Here is a 15,151-nt window from a genome sequence, read left to right on the forward strand (position 1 = left end):
CTCTCCTGGAAAAGGCGTGTGCCATTATAACGGCTCACGGCCGTCATCTCGATCATCGGTGTGTGCTGCCCTCGCCCGTCCGACCCCCAGTCCGTGCCGCGCCTGCTGGCGATGCCACTCCTCGTCCTCGGCATGCAGGTAGCGCACCGTGGTGTCGAGACGCGAGTGGCGAGCCGTCGCGGCCAGATAGCGCAGTTCCACCCCGGCCTGGGCCTGATGGGTCAGGGCCGTATGACGCAGCCAGTGCGGTGTCGCCCGACGCAGGCGCAGCACCTCACCCTGCGCCGCCTCGCCCGCCTCCCGCTCGAGCGCCTCGGCCGCCTCCCGGAAGCCATCACGGACCAGCCGATAGAGGCGGTTGTCGCCCAGCCCCCGCCGGCCGTCCAGGGCCCGCAGCAGAGGTGAGGCGTCATCCGGCGATGGTTTTCCCACCAGGCCCAGCGACCGGCGCCACGCACCCAGCAGTTCCATCATGTCCGGCGGCACCGGGATACGCGCCACCTTGTCGCCCTTCCCCACTACGTTCCACCACCAGCGCCCCTCGCGGCGCTGGAAGTCGTTCATGCGCGCCGCGCTCATCTCGCCGATCCGTGGGGCCAGCAGGTAGGCAAAGCCGAACACCAGCCGCAGCCGGGTCAGCTCGTAATGCCGCCGGGGCGAGGCGTCCTCCTCCGCCGGCCGGTTGAGCCAGTCCCATAGCCAGTCCCACAGGGGGCGCTCCAGGTAGCGCTCGATGCTCCCCTGGCGGTTGTCCAGGCGCCGGCGCTTGTCGCGCATTAGGCGGAAGGGATTGTGGCGGACCCAGCCCGCCTCCACCAGCCAGGCGAACATGCCCTGCAGGATCACCAGGCTCTGGCGGCGGCTGGCGGGCGACAGCGGTCCGCGGAAGGGACGCCAGCGCGGGTCGCGACGCGGGCGCACCGGCCCGATCCAGCGCTCGGCGGGTCGCGGATCGGCCAGGAAGGCCTCGAAGAGGTCCAGGTCTTCCCGGCGCAGCGCATCGAGCCCCCTGCCCTGCTCTGCCAGCCACAGCAGCAGGCGCTGCGCCTCGCGGCGATAGGCACGCAGGGTCCGGGGGCTGGCCCGGTATTCGTCGAGCCACTGCGCCACGGCTTCGGCATCGCTGCCGGCGGTGATGTGCAGGCCTTGCCGCTCTCCCGTCTCACCGGGCGACAGCGCGAGTCGCTCGAGCGCCGTCGATGTCGCCTCGCGCCTCTCGCCGGGCGCTGCCGGCCACGTCTCACTGTCCATATCCGCTCCTTGCGCCTTGCGCCTTGCCGCTCAGTATCCGGCCTTCCAGGCATGAAAATCAAGATAAGCCGCGTAATCTTGATTTTCTTCTGCATACCGTAAATAAAATTACATCGAACATAAAACGTAATTACCTTCAATATCGAACCGCCCGCGGGTACACTGCCCACGAAAGCCCAGGGGCAGCCCCGGCAGACAACCACGAGGACACGACCATGGCGCGCAGCGGCGTGCGTTACGAGGATGTTCAGCGGGCCATCGATGCCCTGCTGGAGAAGGGAGAGGCGCCCAGCGTGCACAAGGTGCGCGAGGTGCTGGGCACCGGCAGCTTCACGACCATCAGCGAGCACCTGCGGGAGTGGCGGACACGGCGGGAGGAGAACCGCGACCTGCCCCCGCCGCGGGGCATGCCCGAGGCCCTGCAGGAACTCGCCGAATCGCTGTGGGCGAAGGCCCAGGTGTCCGCCAACGAGGCCCTCGCCCACTACCGGCAGGAGGCAGAGGGCCGGGTGGAGACGGCGCGGGAGGAAGCCGGCGAGGCCCTGCGCCGGGCCGAGGACGCCGAACAGCGGGAGTCGGCGCTGGCCGCCCACCTGGCGCGAACCGAGCAGCGCCTCGAGGAGCAGAGCGGCGAACTGGCGCGCCGCGAGTCAGAGCGCGATGTCCTGGCGGAGCGCGAGGCGAAGCTCGCCACCCGGCAGACTCGCCTGGAGGCGCAGCTGGCGAGCCTGCAGCAGGAGCACGAGCGGCAGGCACGCGAGCAGCAGCAGGCCCTCAGCGAGCAGGCCGCGCACCACCAGGAGCGCCTGGCCCGGGAGGAAAAGCGTCACGAGAGCAGCGAGGCGCGGCTGATGGGGCTGCTCGACGAGGCGCGCCAGGAGCGACAGACCGCCGAGAAACGCCATGCTCAGAGGCTGCAGCAGCTCGAGGCGCGACTGGAGCGGGCTCAGCAGGTCGCGCAGGAGGCACGCGGCGCCCTGGCCGAGGAAGAGAAGCGTCACCGCGAGACCGAGTGGGCGCGCCTCCAGGCCGAGGAGCGAACCCGGACCCTGCAGCATGAGCAGGCCCTGATGCAGGCGCGCATCGACGAGCAGAAGCAGCTGCTGGAGGAGCAGGTGCGTCGCTTGCGCGACCTGGAGACCCAGCTCCATCGCTGCCTCTGGCAGGCGCCGGTGCCTGCCCGGAATCGCGAGGAGGTGCCCGAGAACGACGAAGGCCCCGCGGATGCGGGGCCTTCGGGGGCAAGATGAAAGGGTAAAAAGGACAACGAGTTTCGTGGGAGCGATCTTCAGATCGCGATGGAGGCCGAAGGCTTCCTGAAAGCGGGCGCCTAGGCCAGCAATCGCGCCATGAATTGTGCTCCCGGATGGGAGTCCGAGCGGCCTAGCGGTAGTAGGCGTTTGTGGTGTCCGTATGGTCGGTCACGTCGCGGATCCCGGCGAGCTCCGGGATGCGCTCCAGCAGGGTCCTCTCCACGCCGTCCTTGAGGGTGAGGTCCACCGCGGCGCAGCCCTGGCAGCCGCCGCCGAAGGCCAGCACCGCGAACTGGTCATCGGTGAGTTCGACCAGTTTGATCTCGCCACCGTGGGAGGCCAGTCCCGGGTTGATCTCGCTATAGAGGATGTAGTTGACGCGATCCTCGAGTGGGCTGTCGGCATTGACCTTGGGCATCTTGGCGTTGGGCGCCTTGATGGTCAACTGCCCGCCCATGCGATCGGCGTTGAAGTCGACCACGGCCTCCTCAAGGAAGGCCAGGCTGTTCTTGTCCAGGTAGACACGGATCTTCTCGAGCTCTAGCAGCTGATCGCTGGGCTCTTCTTCGCCGGGCCGGCAGTAGGCCAGGCAGGTCTCGGCGTAGGGGGTGCCCGGCTGGGTAATGAAGATGCGGACTGCAATGCCCTCGACGCTCTGCTTCTCGAGCAGTTCGGCAAGGTAGTCCTGGGCGCTGTCGGTGATCTGGATGCTGTCGCTCATGGTGCTCTCGCTATCGTGACATGTCGCGCCGGGGTGGCGTCGCGACAGGTACAGAAAGTGTGCTGCCCTCAATGGTAAGCGACCCGCGCGGCTGACACAATCCCGACTGAATTGCTGGGTTTTAGCCTGCCCCCTGCCGCAGCGCCGTGGCGTTTGCTAAGATGAGCGCCTTTCCCGGCGGCCTGCCGATGTCCCGGAGTCCGGCAGGACCGCCCCTGGCCCGCAGCGCCTACCTTCGACAAGACGCCCCAGGCGCCCCGCTGCCGGCTCGACCCTTGCCCCACGCTGGAGATTGATTCGACCCATGGCCGCCGCTCCTACCACCCTGACCGCCACGCTCCATGACAGCCTCGCGCGACGCATCCTGATGCTCGATGGTGGCATGGGCACCATGCTGCAGAATGCCGGGCTTTCCGAGCAGGAATTTCGTGGTGAACGCTTCACCGACTGGTCGAGCGACCTCAAGGGCAACAATGACCTGCTGGCCCTGACCTGTCCCGACCTGGTGACGCGCATCCACCGTCAGTACCTGGAGGCCGGCGCCGACATCGTCGAGACCAACACCTTCAACAGCACGCGTCTCTCCCAGTCCGACTACGGCATGGAAGACCTGGTGCCCGAGCTTAATCGGGAATCGGCGCGTCTGGCCCGTGCAGTCTGTGACGCCGTCGCCGAGGAGACCGGCGTGCCGCGCTACGTGGCCGGCGTGCTGGGGCCCACCTCGCGTACGGCTTCCCTGTCGCCGGACGTCAACGACCCGTCCAAGCGCAATGTCACCTTCGACGCCCTGCGCGAGAACTACTACGAGGCTGCCGAGGCGCTGATCGGGGGCGGCGCCGACCTCATCCTGATCGAGACCATCTTCGACACCCTCAATGCCAAGGCGGCGATCTATGCCCTGGAGGAGCTGTTCGAGGCACGCGGCGAACGGCTGCCGGTGATGATCTCCGGGACCATCACCGACGCCTCGGGACGCACCCTGTCGGGCCAGACCACCGAGGCCTTCTGGAACTCGGTACGCCATGCCCGCCCGCTCTCCGTCGGGCTCAACTGCGCCCTGGGGGCGGCGGAGCTGCGGCCCTATGTCGAGGAGCTCGCCACCAAGGCCGACACCTTCGTCTCGGCCCACCCCAACGCCGGCCTGCCCAACGAGTTTGGCGAGTACGACCAGACCACGGAGGAGATGGCGGCGATCGTCGCCGAGTTCGCCCAGAGTGGCCTGGTCAACATCATCGGCGGCTGCTGTGGCTCCACCCCCGAGCACATCGCGGCGATCCACGCCGCCATCCAGGGGCTGGCGCCGCGCCGGGTGCCCGAGCGGGCGCGCGCCTGCCGCCTCTCCGGGCTCGAGCCCTTCAACATCGAGGCCGATGCGCTGTTCGTCAACGTCGGCGAGCGTACCAATGTCACCGGCTCGGCGCGCTTCAAGCGGCTGATCGTCGAGGAGGACTTCACCACCGCGCTGGAAGTGGCCCTGGAGCAAGTGGAGAACGGCGCCCAGATCATCGACATCAACATGGACGAGGGGATGCTCGAGTCCGAGGAGGCCATGGTGCGCTTCCTCAACCTGATCGCCGGGGAGCCCGACATCTCCCGGGTGCCGATCATGATCGACTCCTCCAAGTGGGCGATCATCGAGGCGGGGCTCAAGTGCGTCCAGGGCAAGTCCATCGTCAACTCCATCTCGATGAAGGAGGGCGAGGACGCCTTCCGGGAGCAGGCCACCGCCTGTCGGCGGTACGGCGCCGCCATCATCGTCATGGCCTTCGATGAACAGGGTCAGGCCGATACCTTCGCCCGCAAGACCGAGATCTGCCAGCGTGCCTATCGGATCCTGGTCGACGAGCTGGACTTCCCGCCGGAAGACATCATCTTCGACCCCAACATCTTCGCCATCGGCACCGGCATCGAGGAGCACAACAACTACGCCGTTGACTTCATCGAGGCCACCCGCTGGATCCGTGAGCACCTGCCCCATGCCCTGGTCTCCGGTGGCGTGTCCAACGTGTCGTTCTCCTTCCGTGGCAATAACCCGGTGCGCGAGGCCATCCACTCGGCCTTCCTCTACCACGCCATCCGCGCGGGCCTGACCATGGGCATCGTCAACGCCGGCCAACTGGCCGTCTACGACGATCTGCCGGCGGAATTGCGCGAGGCCGTAGAAGATGTGGTGCTCAATCGCCGCGCCGATTCCACGGAACGGCTGCTGGAACTGGCCGACAAGTACCAGGGCGATGGCAGCGGCCCGGCCAGGAAGGAGGACCTGGAGTGGCGCTCCTGGGAGGTCGAGAAGCGCATCGCCCACTCCCTGGTCAAGGGAATCACCGCCTACATCGAGGAAGACACCGAGCTCGCCCGGCAGCGGGCCGAGCGGCCCATCGAGGTGATCGAGGGGCCGCTGATGGACGGCATGAACGTGGTCGGTGACCTGTTCGGCGCCGGCAAGATGTTCCTGCCCCAGGTGGTCAAGTCGGCCCGGGTCATGAAGCAGGCGGTGGCCTATTTGTTGCCCTACATCGAGGCGGAAAAGAGCGAGCTCTCTACAGAAGGTCAGCAGGCCAAGGGCAAGATCGTCATGGCCACGGTCAAGGGCGACGTCCACGACATCGGCAAGAACATCGTCGGCGTCGTGCTCCAGTGCAACAACTACGAGGTCATCGACCTCGGGGTGATGGTGCCCGCCGAGAAGATCCTGCAGACCGCCCGCGACGAGAACGCCGACATCATTGGCCTCTCCGGCCTGATCACCCCGTCGCTGGACGAGATGGTCCATGTGGCCAAGGAGATGCAGCGGCAGGGCTTCACCCTGCCGCTGCTGATCGGCGGCGCCACCACCTCCAAGGCCCACACCGCGGTGAAGATCGAGCCCGGCTATGAGCATCCGGTGATCTACGTCACCGATGCCTCGCGCGCCGTGGGCGTGGCCGGCAAGCTGCTCTCGCCGACTCTGAAGCCGGCCTACATCGACGAGATCCACGCCGAGTACCAGACGGTGCGGGAACGCAACGCCAAGCGTCGCCCCAAGGCGGCCGATCTCTCCTACGCCGAGGCCCGCCAGCGCAAGCCGGCCATGGACTGGGACGGCTACTCGCCACCGCGACCTGCCATCACCGGGCTCAAGGTGTTCGACGACTATGACATCGAGGAGCTGGTGGAGCGCATCGACTGGACCCCCTTTTTCATGAGCTGGCAGCTGGCCGGCAAGTATCCGAAGATCCTCGACGATGCCAAGGTCGGCGAGGCGGCCCGCCAGCTGTTCGCCGATGCCCGGACGATGCTGCGCAAGTTGATCGACGAGAAGCGCATCCAGGCCCGTGGCGTGATCGGCCTGTGGCCGGCCAACAGCGTCGACGACGACGTCATCGAGGTCTATGCCGACGAGTCGCGCAGCGCGGTGATCGAGCGACTTCACCACATCCGCCAGCAGACCACCAAGAACCGCGACGGTGTTTGCCACAGCCTGGCCGACTTCATCGCGCCTCGCTATGACGCCAACGGAGAACCGAGCGGCACGCCCGACTGGATCGGCGGCTTCGCCGTCACCACCGGGCATGGCGTGGAGGCCCTGGCCGAGCAGTACAAGGCCACCGGCGACGACTACAACGCCATCCTGGTCCAGTCGCTCACCGACCGCCTGGCCGAGGCGTTCGCCGAGCGCCTGCACGAGCGGGTGCGCAAGGAGTTCTGGGGCTACGTGCCGGACGAGACCCTGGGCAACGACGCCCTGATCGCCGAGAAGTACCAGGGCATCCGCCCGGCACCGGGCTACCCGGCCTGTCCCGACCACACCGAGAAGGCGACCCTGTTCCGCCTGCTCCAGGCCACCGACAACGCCGGTATCGACCTCACCGAGAACTTCGCCATGTGGCCCGCCGCCGCGGTGGCCGGCTGGTACTTCTCGCACCCCCGCTCGAAGTACTTTTCCACCGGCAAGATCACCCGGGACCAGGTCGAGGCGCTGGCCAGCCGCAAGGGCATGACCGTCGAGGCGCTCGAGCGCTGGCTCGCGCCGGTGCTCTCCTACGACCCGGCCTGACCCATCTGGTCCGCTGCGGCGGGCCGCCTGCCCTCACCTACCCGGAACACGGATGCTGCCCGAGTCCACCCGACGCCAGACGATCCAGCGCCTCGCCCTGCCGATCATCGCCGGCATGCTCACCCAGAGCCTGCTCAACCTGATCGATGCGGCCCTGGTGGGCTCGCTCGGCGAAGTGCCGCTGGCCGGCGTGGGCATCGGCGGCTACGCCATGTTCCTGATCACCGCCGTGGTCTTCGGGCTCTCCTCCGGCGTCCAGGCGCAGACGGCGCGTCGCCACGGCGAACAGGACTGGGCGCGGTGTGCCATGGCGCTCAACGCCGGCCTGGCGATCGCCCTGACGCTGGCCCTGCCCCTGACCCTGCTCTGCCTGTGGCAGGCGCCGCGCCTGCTGGCGCTGATCAACCAGGACCCGGCGGTCACTGTCGAGGCGGTGGAATACTTTCGCTGGCGGGTCGTCTCGCTGCTCCCGGTGGCGATGATCTTCTGCTTCCGTGGCTACTGGAACGGCATCCAGCAGACCGGCCTCTACCTGCGCATCATCCTGGTGATGCATGCCATCAACGTGGTGGCGAGCATCGTCCTGATCTTCGGGCATCTCGGCCTGCCGGCCATGGGCGCGGCCGGCGCCGGGGCTGGCACTACGCTGTCGCTCTTCGTGGGGCTCGCCATCTGGGCCGGGCTCAGCCTGCGCCACGCCACCGCCAGCGGCTTCCTGGCCGGCCTGCCCCGGCGGCCTACCCTTGCCACCACCCTGCGCCTGGCCACGCCCCACTCCTTCCAGCAGGTCTGGTTTGCCGCCGGCTATGCCGTGCTGTTCTGGATCCTGGGTCAGATCGGGACCGCCAGCGTTGCCGTCGGCCACGTGCTGGTCAACCTCTCGCTGCTGCTGATCCTGCCCGGCGTGGGGCTCGGCATGGCGGCGATGAGCCTGGTGGGCCAGGCGCTGGGCCGCCATGCCCATGGTGAGGCCCATCGCTGGGGATGGGACGTGGTGCGGCTCGCCTGGCCCTGCCTGGCGGTGCTGGCCCTGCCGATGGGACTGTTTCCCGAAGCGGTACTGGGCCTCTTCCTGCATGACCCCGAACTCGTCACCATGGGCACGTTGCCCCTGCGCCTGACCGCCGCGATGATCGTGCTGGATGCCGCGGCACTGGTGTTCGCCCAGGCCCTGCTCGGCGCCGGTGCCCACCGCACGGTGATGGCGACCACCCTCACCCTGCAGTGGCTGCTCTTCCTGCCGCTGGCCTGGTGGGTCGGGGTGGTGCATGACCAGGGGCTGGTCGGCATCTGGTGGGTGCAGCTTGGCTATCGCGTCCTGAACTCGGCCGGCTTCATGCTGATCTGGCAACGGCGGCGCTGGCAGGTGCTGGTCATCTGAGCCGCCGTCATTCCATTTTGCATATAAACTATAAACATTTATTCTTTTCTAGAATAAAAGACAGGCGGTAAGGTAGCGCCATAGTCCGCCACTTCCCAGCATCAGGAATGCGCTGAATGTATCGTTACGACACCCACGACCAGACCCTGGTCGATGAACGCGTCGCCCAGTTCCGCGACCAGATGCGCCGCTATCTCGCGGGCCGGATCAGCGAGGAGGAGTTCCTGCCGCTGCGCGTGCAGAACGGCCTCTACATCCAGCGCTATGCCCCCATGCTGCGCATCGCCATTCCCTACGGCATGCTGGCGTCCTATCAGCTGCGCAAGCTGGGCGAGATCGCCGCCCGCTACGATCGCGGCTATGGCCACTTCACCACCCGCACCAACCTGCAGCTGAACTGGCCGAAGCTCGAGGACGTACCGGATATCCTCGCCGATCTTGCCAGCGTGCAGATGCACGCCATCCAGACCAGCGGTAACGACATCCGCAACACCACCACCGACCAGTTCTCCGGCGTGGCGGCCGACGAGGAGGTCGACCCGCGCCCCTGGTGCGAGCTGATCCGCCAGTGGTCGACCTTTCACCCCGAGTTCGCCTATCTGCCACGCAAGTTCAAGATCGCCGTGACCGGCGCCGTCGAGGACCGCGCCGCCATCCAGGTCCACGACGTGGGCCTGCGCCTGTGGCGCGATCACGATGGCGAGGTGCGCGTCAGGGTGCTGGCCGGCGGCGGGCTGGGCCGCACGCCGATGATCGGCGAGGTGGTTCGCGATGACCTGCCCTGGCAGCACCTGCTGACCTACCTGGAGGCCCTGGTCCGGGTCTACAACCAGTTCGGTCGCCGCGATAACAAGTTCAAGGCGCGCATCAAGATCCTGGTCAAGGCACTCGGCGTCGACGAGTTCCGTCGCCGCGTCGAGGAGGAGTGGGCCCACCTCAAGGATGGCCCCCAGACCCTGACCACCGGCGCCGTCGAGTCCGTGGCGGCACACTTCGTCGAGCCGCCGCGCCGTGAAGTGCCGGCCGAGGCCATTGCGGCCTTCGAGGGGCTGCGCGGCGAGAACCGCGCCTTCGCCCGCTTCGTCACCAACAACGTTAGTGACCACAAGGTGTCCGGCTACAAGGCCGTGACCCTGTCGCTCAAGCGTCGCGAGCACTCGCCCGGGGACGTCACCTCGGAGCAGATGGTGGCCATCGCCGACCTGGCCGACGAGTTCGGCCACGGCGAGCTGCGGGTCACCCACGAGCAGAACCTGGTGCTCACCGACGTGCCGGTGGACCGCCTGGAGGAACTCTGGCAGCGGCTGGAGGCCCTGGGCATGGCCAACCCCACGGTGGGCACCCTGGCCGACCTGATCTGCTGCCCCGGCGGCGACTACTGCGGCCTGGCCAATGCCAAGTCGATCCCGGTCGCCCATGCCATCCAGGAGCGCTTCGAGGATCTCGACTTCCTCTACGACCTGGGACCCCTGGAGCTCAACATCTCCGGCTGCATGAACGCCTGCGGCCACCATCATGTCGGCCACATCGGCATCCTCGGCGTCGACAAGAAGGGCGAGGAGTACTACCAGATCTCGCTGGGCGGTAGTCAGGGCAACGGCACCTCCCTGGGCAAGATCCTGGGGCCCTCGTTCTTCCGCGAGGACGTGCCGGAGGTGATCGACAAGCTGCTGCAGGTCTATGTCGGCAGCCGCCAGCCCGACGAGACCTTCCTCGATACCTATCGCCGCATCGGCCTCAAACCCTTCAAGGAGCGTGTCTATGCCTGAGCAGACCGTCACCCGCCCGCTGATCGTCAAGCGCCGCCTGGTCGAGGACCACTGGATCCGCCACGACGGGGAGACCGCCCCGGCGCAGGGCCCCGCCCTGGTCCCCCTGGCGGTGTGGCAGGCCGCCGGCCGGCGCGAGGACCTGGCCCCCTGGCTGCCCAGCGACACCGAGCTCACGCCGGCGCTGGCCGACGAGCTGATGGCGGCCCCGCTGGTCGGCATCGACTTCCCGAAGTTCACCGATGGGCGGGGCTACAGCATCGCCCGGCTGCTGCGCGAGCGGCATGGCTACCGGGGCCAGATCCGCGCCCTGGGCGACGTGCTGATCGACCAGCTGTTCTACATGTCCCGCTGCGGCTTCGATGCCTTCTCGCTGCGCGAGGACCAGGTCGTCGAGGATGCCCTGCGCGCCCTGGATACCTTCAGTCGCGGCTACCAGCCGGGCACCGACGACCCCGAGCCGCTGTTCCGTCGTCGCCTGCGCGAACTCGGGCAGCAACGCGCGCAACCCGCGCTGGCCTGACGCCCCCTGCCCGTGCGGAGCACGCTGCCGGCCCTCGGGCCGGCAGCGTCGTTTTCCCGAGGACCTCAGCCCCGCCGCTTCTGCTGCCGCTCCCGGTTCGCGGACCTCGCCCGCTCGCTCTTGCGCAGCATCACCCAGGTCGCGCTCAAGCCGCCGTCTGCCTGGCCCGCCGAGACGTAGGCCTGGACCTCGTCGAAGGCGCCGAGCCACTTCGCCAAGTAGGAACGCAGCACGTTGGGCGGGCTGTCGATCTCGCGCCCGCGGCCATGGACGATCAACACCGAGCGCAGGTCGTGGGCGTAGGCCTCGCGGATGAAGGGCGGCAGCAGGCGCCGACACTCCTCCAGCGGCCGACGCAGCAGGTGCAGGCTGGCCTGCACCGGGTAGCCGCCGTGGCGCAGGCGGTCGACCACCGCCTGCTGGATGCCGTCCCGGTGGAAGGCCAGGGGGTCGAAGGGCGGCACAAGGTCGACGAAGTCATCGGAGAGGAAGTCGCGGCCCGCCGCCTCGGCCGCGGCACTCTCGCGCCGAGCCCGCTGGGCCTCGTTGGGCTCGCCACGTGTTCGCCCGGGATCGGCCCGGTTGATGGCGTGGTTCAAGGGCCGCACATCCTCCATCAGTGCCCGGAAATCCACGTCGTCGCGATTCGCCTGGCTCATGGGCACCTCCTCCTGGACGTCATGGGGAGATCCCATCCTAGCAGAGCCGCCCCGGCGGCTTAAGTCGACAGCCCGATCATGGCAGGATGACCCCTTGCCCCATGACAAGGATGCCCCATGCGACCCCTCAAGTGGCTGGGAGCCCTGGCCCTCGGTACTCCGCTGGCGATGGCCGGCTGGCTATGGCTCTCCCTGCTCAGCCCCTGGACCTACGATCGCCCCGACCAGTTGTCCCCCATCCAGCAAGGCCCCCACCGGGTCTTCGTCTATGGCACCCTGACCCATGCACCGGTCCGCTGGCTGGTCTACGGCCGAGTCGGCGACCCCGAGCCCGCCGTGCTGGAGGGCTACCGACGCGTCGACCTCGATCTGCAGGAGGCCCCTCGGGGGCAGGTGGAAGGCCTGGTGCTGACCGTCGATGCCAGAGAGCTGGCCCGCCTGGATCGCTACGAGAGACTTGGCATTCGCTATGATCGCGTCCGGGTGACGCTGGCGGATGGCCGCCGCGTCTGGGCCTATCGACGACGCGATTAGGCGGCTGCACCCGTCGCCCCCCCCGACCCTCGGAAATCGTTTCGGCTCAAGGAGGTGGCATGGAAAGCGAGATCTCGCTGTTCGATATGTTCGCCCGGTTGTGGCGAGATTCGGCCGCAGCCTACAATGAGCCCCTTCACTTCTCTTCTCGACTGATTTCCATCCGCTCGCGGCCCTGCCTCCTCAGTCCCTCAGGAACCCCCATGACCGAACACCGCCCCTATGTGCTGATCCTCTTCTACTCACGTCATGGCGCCACCCGCGCCATGGCCGAGCACCTGGCTGCCGGCGTCGAGTCCTGCCCGGGCATCGAGGCCCGCCTGCGGACCGTGCCACCGGTCTCGGCCAGCTGCGAGGCCGTCGACCCCGAGATTCCCGAGGCGGGCGCCGTCTATGCCAGCCTCGATGACCTGCGCCACTGCGCGGGCCTGGCCATCGGCAGCCCGACCCGCTTCGGCAACATGGCCGCCCCTCTCAAGTACTTCATCGACGGCACCAGCGAGCTATGGCTCGGCGGGGCCCTGATCGACAAGCCGGCCACCGCCTTCACCTCGACCTCCAGCCTGCATGGTGGCCAGGAGACCACGCTGGTCTCGATGCTGTTACCGCTGCTGCACCATGGCATGGTCTATGCCGGCCTGCCCTACAGCGAGATCGAGCTGATGGAGACCACCACCGGCGGCACGCCCTACGGGGCGAGTCACCTCGCCGGCAAGCGCAGCGACCGGCCGCTGGATGAGCATGAGCGCCACCTGGTCTTCGCCCAGGGCAAGCGTCTGGCACGGCTGACCCTGGCCCTCGAGGCCTCGCGCCGGGAGGTCTCATGAGACAGTGGCTGGAAGGACTGGAAGCCCGCAAGGGACTCGACCGGCTGACCGATGGCTCGCGACGGCTGGTACTCGGCAGCTACGGACTGCTGCTGGTGCTGATGATCTATCGTGGCGTGATCGTCACTACCGACGGCAACCCCCTGGTGCCCCTGGTGGCCTTCGTGTTGCCGCTGGTGCTCTTCCTGCCCTCGATCCTCACGCGCCGCCCCCGCGGCCATGCTTGGCTGGCCTTTGTCAGCCTGCTCTACTTCACCCAGGGGGTGATGGTGGCCACCCTCCCCGGCCAGGGACTTCGCGGCAGTGCCGAGGCCCTGGTCGCCCTGGCTCTGTTCGTCGGCTGCACGGCCTATGCTCGCTTTCGCAGCCGGCAACAGCGTGCCGACTAATGTTACGACAAGGAGGTCGACGTTGCGTCACTCTCACGCCTGGCGGGAGGCGGGTGTCACCACCCTGCCCGTGATGTTCGGCTACCTGCCGCTGGGGGCGGCCTTCGGCATCCTCGCCATCGAGGTGGGCATCCCGGCCTGGGGAGCGCTGCTGATGTCGCTGCTCATCTATGCCGGGGCCGGGCAGTTCCTGGCGGTCACGTTGCTGGCCGCCGGCGCCGGCCTGGTGGAGGTGGCCGTGGCCACCCTGATGCTGAACTCCCGCCACCTCTTCTATGGGCTCTCCCTGCTGCGCCGCTTCCAGGGCGCCGGCTGGCGCAAGCCCTACCTGGTCTTCGCCCTTACCGACGAGACCTACTCGCTGCTCACCACCCACGCCAGTGATGCCGGTCTGGACCATGCCCAGGCCTTTCGCGTCAGCCTGCTCAACCAGCTCTGGTGGGTGCTGGGCTCGATGGCGGGGGTGCTGGTCGGCACGACCCTGGCGTTCGACAGCCGTGGTATCGAGTTCGCCCTCACGGCGCTGTTCATCGTCCTGACTCTGGAGCAGGCGCGGCGGCTACGCCAGTGGCTGCCCTTCACCATCGCCCTGGCCACCGGCTTCGGGGCCATGCTGCTGTTGCCGGATCGCCATCTGCTGCTTGGGGCCATCGGAGCGGCCAGCCTGGTGCTGTTGGCCGACTACCGCCATCGACACAACCGGCAGCCCGGAGGTTGCCCATGAACGGCCTCGAACTGCTGGGTTTCATCATGGTCTGTGCCGCGGCGACTCTCGCCACCCGAGTGGTGCCCTTCGTGGCGCTGGCGCGCCAGGCAGAGCACCCGCTGATCCTCCACCTGGGTCGCTACCTGCCGCCGGCGGTGATGATGATCCTGGTGCTTTACGCCCTGCGCGACTTTCAACCACTGGCCGACGGCCACCTTAATGCCGCGGCCGACGGCTGGCCGATGATTCTCGCCTCCCTGGCGGTGGTGGGCCTGCACCTGTGGCAGCGCAACGCCCTGCTGTCGATCATCGGCGGTACCGGCGCCTACATGGCGATGGTGCAACTGGGCTGGGCACCATAAGCTTAGCCGAGAATATCTACCGCCCGCCCTGCCCGGGGTATTGAGCTCGACACGGCGAGCGGCGACCATGGCACAAAATCCGAGGAGAAGGTCATGACACGCAAGATTGCCGACATCCGGCGCGACTATGAAGGCGGCCAACTCGACGAATCCGCCACCCCCGACGAGCCCATGGCGCTGTTCGACGAGTGGCTGACCCTGGCGCTGGAGGCCGAGGGGGACGACGGCAATGCCATGACCCTGGCCACCGCGGACAGCCAGGGCCGCCCTCATGCCCGCATCCTGCTGCTCAAGGGCATCGACGACAAGGGGTTGGTCTTCTACACCAACTACCACAGCCACAAGGGCAGTGAACTGACCAACGTGCCTCATGCGGCCCTGGTCTTCTGGTGGCCGTCGCTCTCCCGCCAGGTGCGGGTCGAGGGGCGTGTGGAGCAGGTCGCCCCCGAGGAGTCGGATGCCTACTTCGCCACCCGCCCGCGCGGCAACCAGCTGGGCGCCTGGGTGGCCACTCAGAGCGTGGTGATCCCGGATCGCACCTGGCTCGCAGAGCGCGAACAGCGCTTCGAGCGCGCCTACGAGGGACAGGATATCCCCCGGCCCATCCACTGGGGCGGCTACCGGGTCGTTCCTGACATGATCGAGTTCTGGCAGGGCCAGCCGAGCCGGCTGCACGACCGCATCCGCTACGAGCGGCGCGATGGCAGCTGGCACCGCTTCCGCCTGGCGCCCTGATCGCG

At 67.8% G+C, this 15,151-nt stretch carries 14 protein-coding genes; 11 read left to right on the forward strand and 3 right to left on the reverse strand.

What is annotated here, in order from left to right:
* Positions 1–24 precede the first annotated feature (24 nt).
* Positions 25–1,251 (reverse strand): site-specific integrase, encoded by a 1,227-nt coding sequence (locus OP498_RS01060; RefSeq protein WP_280545847.1) that lies wholly within the window; start codon positions 1,249–1,251, stop codon positions 25–27.
* Between the two features lie 215 nt (positions 1,252–1,466).
* Here OP498_RS01060 and OP498_RS01065 point away from each other — a divergent pair, with 215 nt between their 5' ends.
* Positions 1,467–2,501 (forward strand): DNA-binding protein, encoded by a 1,035-nt coding sequence (locus OP498_RS01065; RefSeq protein ID WP_280551679.1) that lies wholly within the window; start codon positions 1,467–1,469, stop codon positions 2,499–2,501.
* Positions 2,502–2,634: 133 nt separating this feature from the next.
* Here OP498_RS01065 and nfuA read toward each other — a convergent pair whose 3' ends face one another.
* Positions 2,635–3,225 carry a Fe-S biogenesis protein NfuA gene (nfuA, locus tag OP498_RS01070; RefSeq protein ID WP_280545845.1) on the reverse strand — a complete coding sequence of 197 codons (591 nt, stop codon included), beginning with the start codon at positions 3,223–3,225 and terminating at the stop codon, positions 2,635–2,637.
* A gap of 304 nt (positions 3,226–3,529) precedes the next feature.
* Between nfuA and metH the strand changes: the two genes are divergently transcribed.
* The 4 genes from metH (at position 3,530) to OP498_RS01090 (ending at position 10,934) form a co-directional block, all read left to right on the forward strand.
* A complete protein-coding gene (gene metH, locus OP498_RS01075) occupies positions 3,530–7,261 on the forward strand; it encodes a methionine synthase (RefSeq protein WP_280545844.1) in 3,732 nt (1,243 codons plus the stop codon).
* 52 nt (positions 7,262–7,313) lie between these two features.
* Positions 7,314–8,642 (forward strand): MATE family efflux transporter, encoded by a 1,329-nt coding sequence (locus OP498_RS01080; protein WP_280545843.1) that lies wholly within the window; start codon positions 7,314–7,316, stop codon positions 8,640–8,642.
* Positions 8,643–8,758: 116 nt separating this feature from the next.
* Positions 8,759–10,411, forward strand: coding sequence for a nitrite/sulfite reductase (locus tag OP498_RS01085; RefSeq protein ID WP_280545841.1), 1,653 nt, complete (start codon positions 8,759–8,761; stop codon positions 10,409–10,411).
* Positions 10,404–10,934 carry a DUF934 domain-containing protein gene (locus OP498_RS01090; RefSeq protein ID WP_280545839.1) on the forward strand — a complete coding sequence of 177 codons (531 nt, stop codon included), beginning with the start codon at positions 10,404–10,406 and terminating at the stop codon, positions 10,932–10,934. The genes OP498_RS01085 and OP498_RS01090 overlap by 8 nt, the downstream gene beginning before the upstream one ends.
* Before the next feature lie 65 nt (positions 10,935–10,999).
* On the opposite strand, the gene smrA is transcribed toward OP498_RS01090, so the two are convergent.
* Positions 11,000–11,593: a DNA endonuclease SmrA gene (gene smrA / locus OP498_RS01095; RefSeq protein ID WP_280545837.1), complete on the reverse strand. Its 594-nt coding sequence runs from the start codon at positions 11,591–11,593 to the stop codon at positions 11,000–11,002.
* 117 nt (positions 11,594–11,710) lie between these two features.
* Between smrA and OP498_RS01100 the strand changes: the two genes are divergently transcribed.
* From OP498_RS01100 to pdxH, 6 genes are all read left to right on the forward strand, one after another.
* Positions 11,711–12,127, forward strand: coding sequence for a gamma-glutamylcyclotransferase family protein (locus tag OP498_RS01100; protein ID WP_280545835.1), 417 nt, complete (start codon positions 11,711–11,713; stop codon positions 12,125–12,127).
* A gap of 203 nt (positions 12,128–12,330) precedes the next feature.
* Entirely contained in the window at positions 12,331–12,954 is a 624-nt protein-coding gene (gene wrbA / locus OP498_RS01105; RefSeq protein WP_280545834.1) for an NAD(P)H:quinone oxidoreductase, read from the forward strand.
* Positions 12,951–13,343, forward strand: coding sequence for a DUF2069 domain-containing protein (locus OP498_RS01110; RefSeq protein WP_280545832.1), 393 nt, complete (start codon positions 12,951–12,953; stop codon positions 13,341–13,343). The genes wrbA and OP498_RS01110 overlap by 4 nt, the downstream gene beginning before the upstream one ends.
* Before the next feature lie 22 nt (positions 13,344–13,365).
* Complete coding sequence (locus OP498_RS01115; protein ID WP_280545830.1) at positions 13,366–14,067, forward strand: AzlC family ABC transporter permease; 702 nt, start codon at positions 13,366–13,368, stop codon at positions 14,065–14,067.
* Entirely contained in the window at positions 14,064–14,411 is a 348-nt protein-coding gene (locus OP498_RS01120; RefSeq protein WP_280545829.1) for an AzlD domain-containing protein, read from the forward strand. Before OP498_RS01115 ends, OP498_RS01120 begins: the two co-directional genes overlap by 4 nt.
* Before the next feature lie 93 nt (positions 14,412–14,504).
* Positions 14,505–15,146 (forward strand): pyridoxamine 5'-phosphate oxidase, encoded by a 642-nt coding sequence (gene pdxH / locus OP498_RS01125; RefSeq protein WP_280545828.1) that lies wholly within the window; start codon positions 14,505–14,507, stop codon positions 15,144–15,146.
* Positions 15,147–15,151: the final 5 nt, after the last annotated feature.

Origin of the sequence: Halomonas sp. 25-S5 (assembly GCF_029889845.1) — a bacterium.
Lineage (GTDB): Bacteria > Pseudomonadota > Gammaproteobacteria > Pseudomonadales > Halomonadaceae > Halomonas.

What these genes read in the sequence shown, in the direction of transcription:
- OP498_RS01060 (WP_280545847.1), bottom strand. Translation starts at nt 1,251, where the DNA reads ATGGACAGTGAGACGTGGCCGGCAGCGCCCGGCGAGAGGCGCGAGGCG.
- OP498_RS01065 (WP_280551679.1), top strand. Translation starts at nt 1,467, where the DNA reads ATGGCGCGCAGCGGCGTGCGTTACGAGGATGTTCAGCGGGCCATCGAT.
- nfuA (WP_280545845.1), bottom strand. Translation starts at nt 3,225, where the DNA reads ATGAGCGACAGCATCCAGATCACCGACAGCGCCCAGGACTACCTTGCC.
- metH (WP_280545844.1), top strand. Translation starts at nt 3,530, where the DNA reads ATGGCCGCCGCTCCTACCACCCTGACCGCCACGCTCCATGACAGCCTC.
- OP498_RS01080 (WP_280545843.1), top strand. Translation starts at nt 7,314, where the DNA reads ATGCTGCCCGAGTCCACCCGACGCCAGACGATCCAGCGCCTCGCCCTG.
- OP498_RS01085 (WP_280545841.1), top strand. Translation starts at nt 8,759, where the DNA reads ATGTATCGTTACGACACCCACGACCAGACCCTGGTCGATGAACGCGTC.
- OP498_RS01090 (WP_280545839.1), top strand. Translation starts at nt 10,404, where the DNA reads ATGCCTGAGCAGACCGTCACCCGCCCGCTGATCGTCAAGCGCCGCCTG.
- smrA (WP_280545837.1), bottom strand. Translation starts at nt 11,593, where the DNA reads ATGAGCCAGGCGAATCGCGACGACGTGGATTTCCGGGCACTGATGGAG.
- OP498_RS01100 (WP_280545835.1), top strand. Translation starts at nt 11,711, where the DNA reads ATGCGACCCCTCAAGTGGCTGGGAGCCCTGGCCCTCGGTACTCCGCTG.
- wrbA (WP_280545834.1), top strand. Translation starts at nt 12,331, where the DNA reads ATGACCGAACACCGCCCCTATGTGCTGATCCTCTTCTACTCACGTCAT.
- OP498_RS01110 (WP_280545832.1), top strand. Translation starts at nt 12,951, where the DNA reads ATGAGACAGTGGCTGGAAGGACTGGAAGCCCGCAAGGGACTCGACCGG.
- OP498_RS01120 (WP_280545829.1), top strand. Translation starts at nt 14,064, where the DNA reads ATGAACGGCCTCGAACTGCTGGGTTTCATCATGGTCTGTGCCGCGGCG.
- pdxH (WP_280545828.1), top strand. Translation starts at nt 14,505, where the DNA reads ATGACACGCAAGATTGCCGACATCCGGCGCGACTATGAAGGCGGCCAA.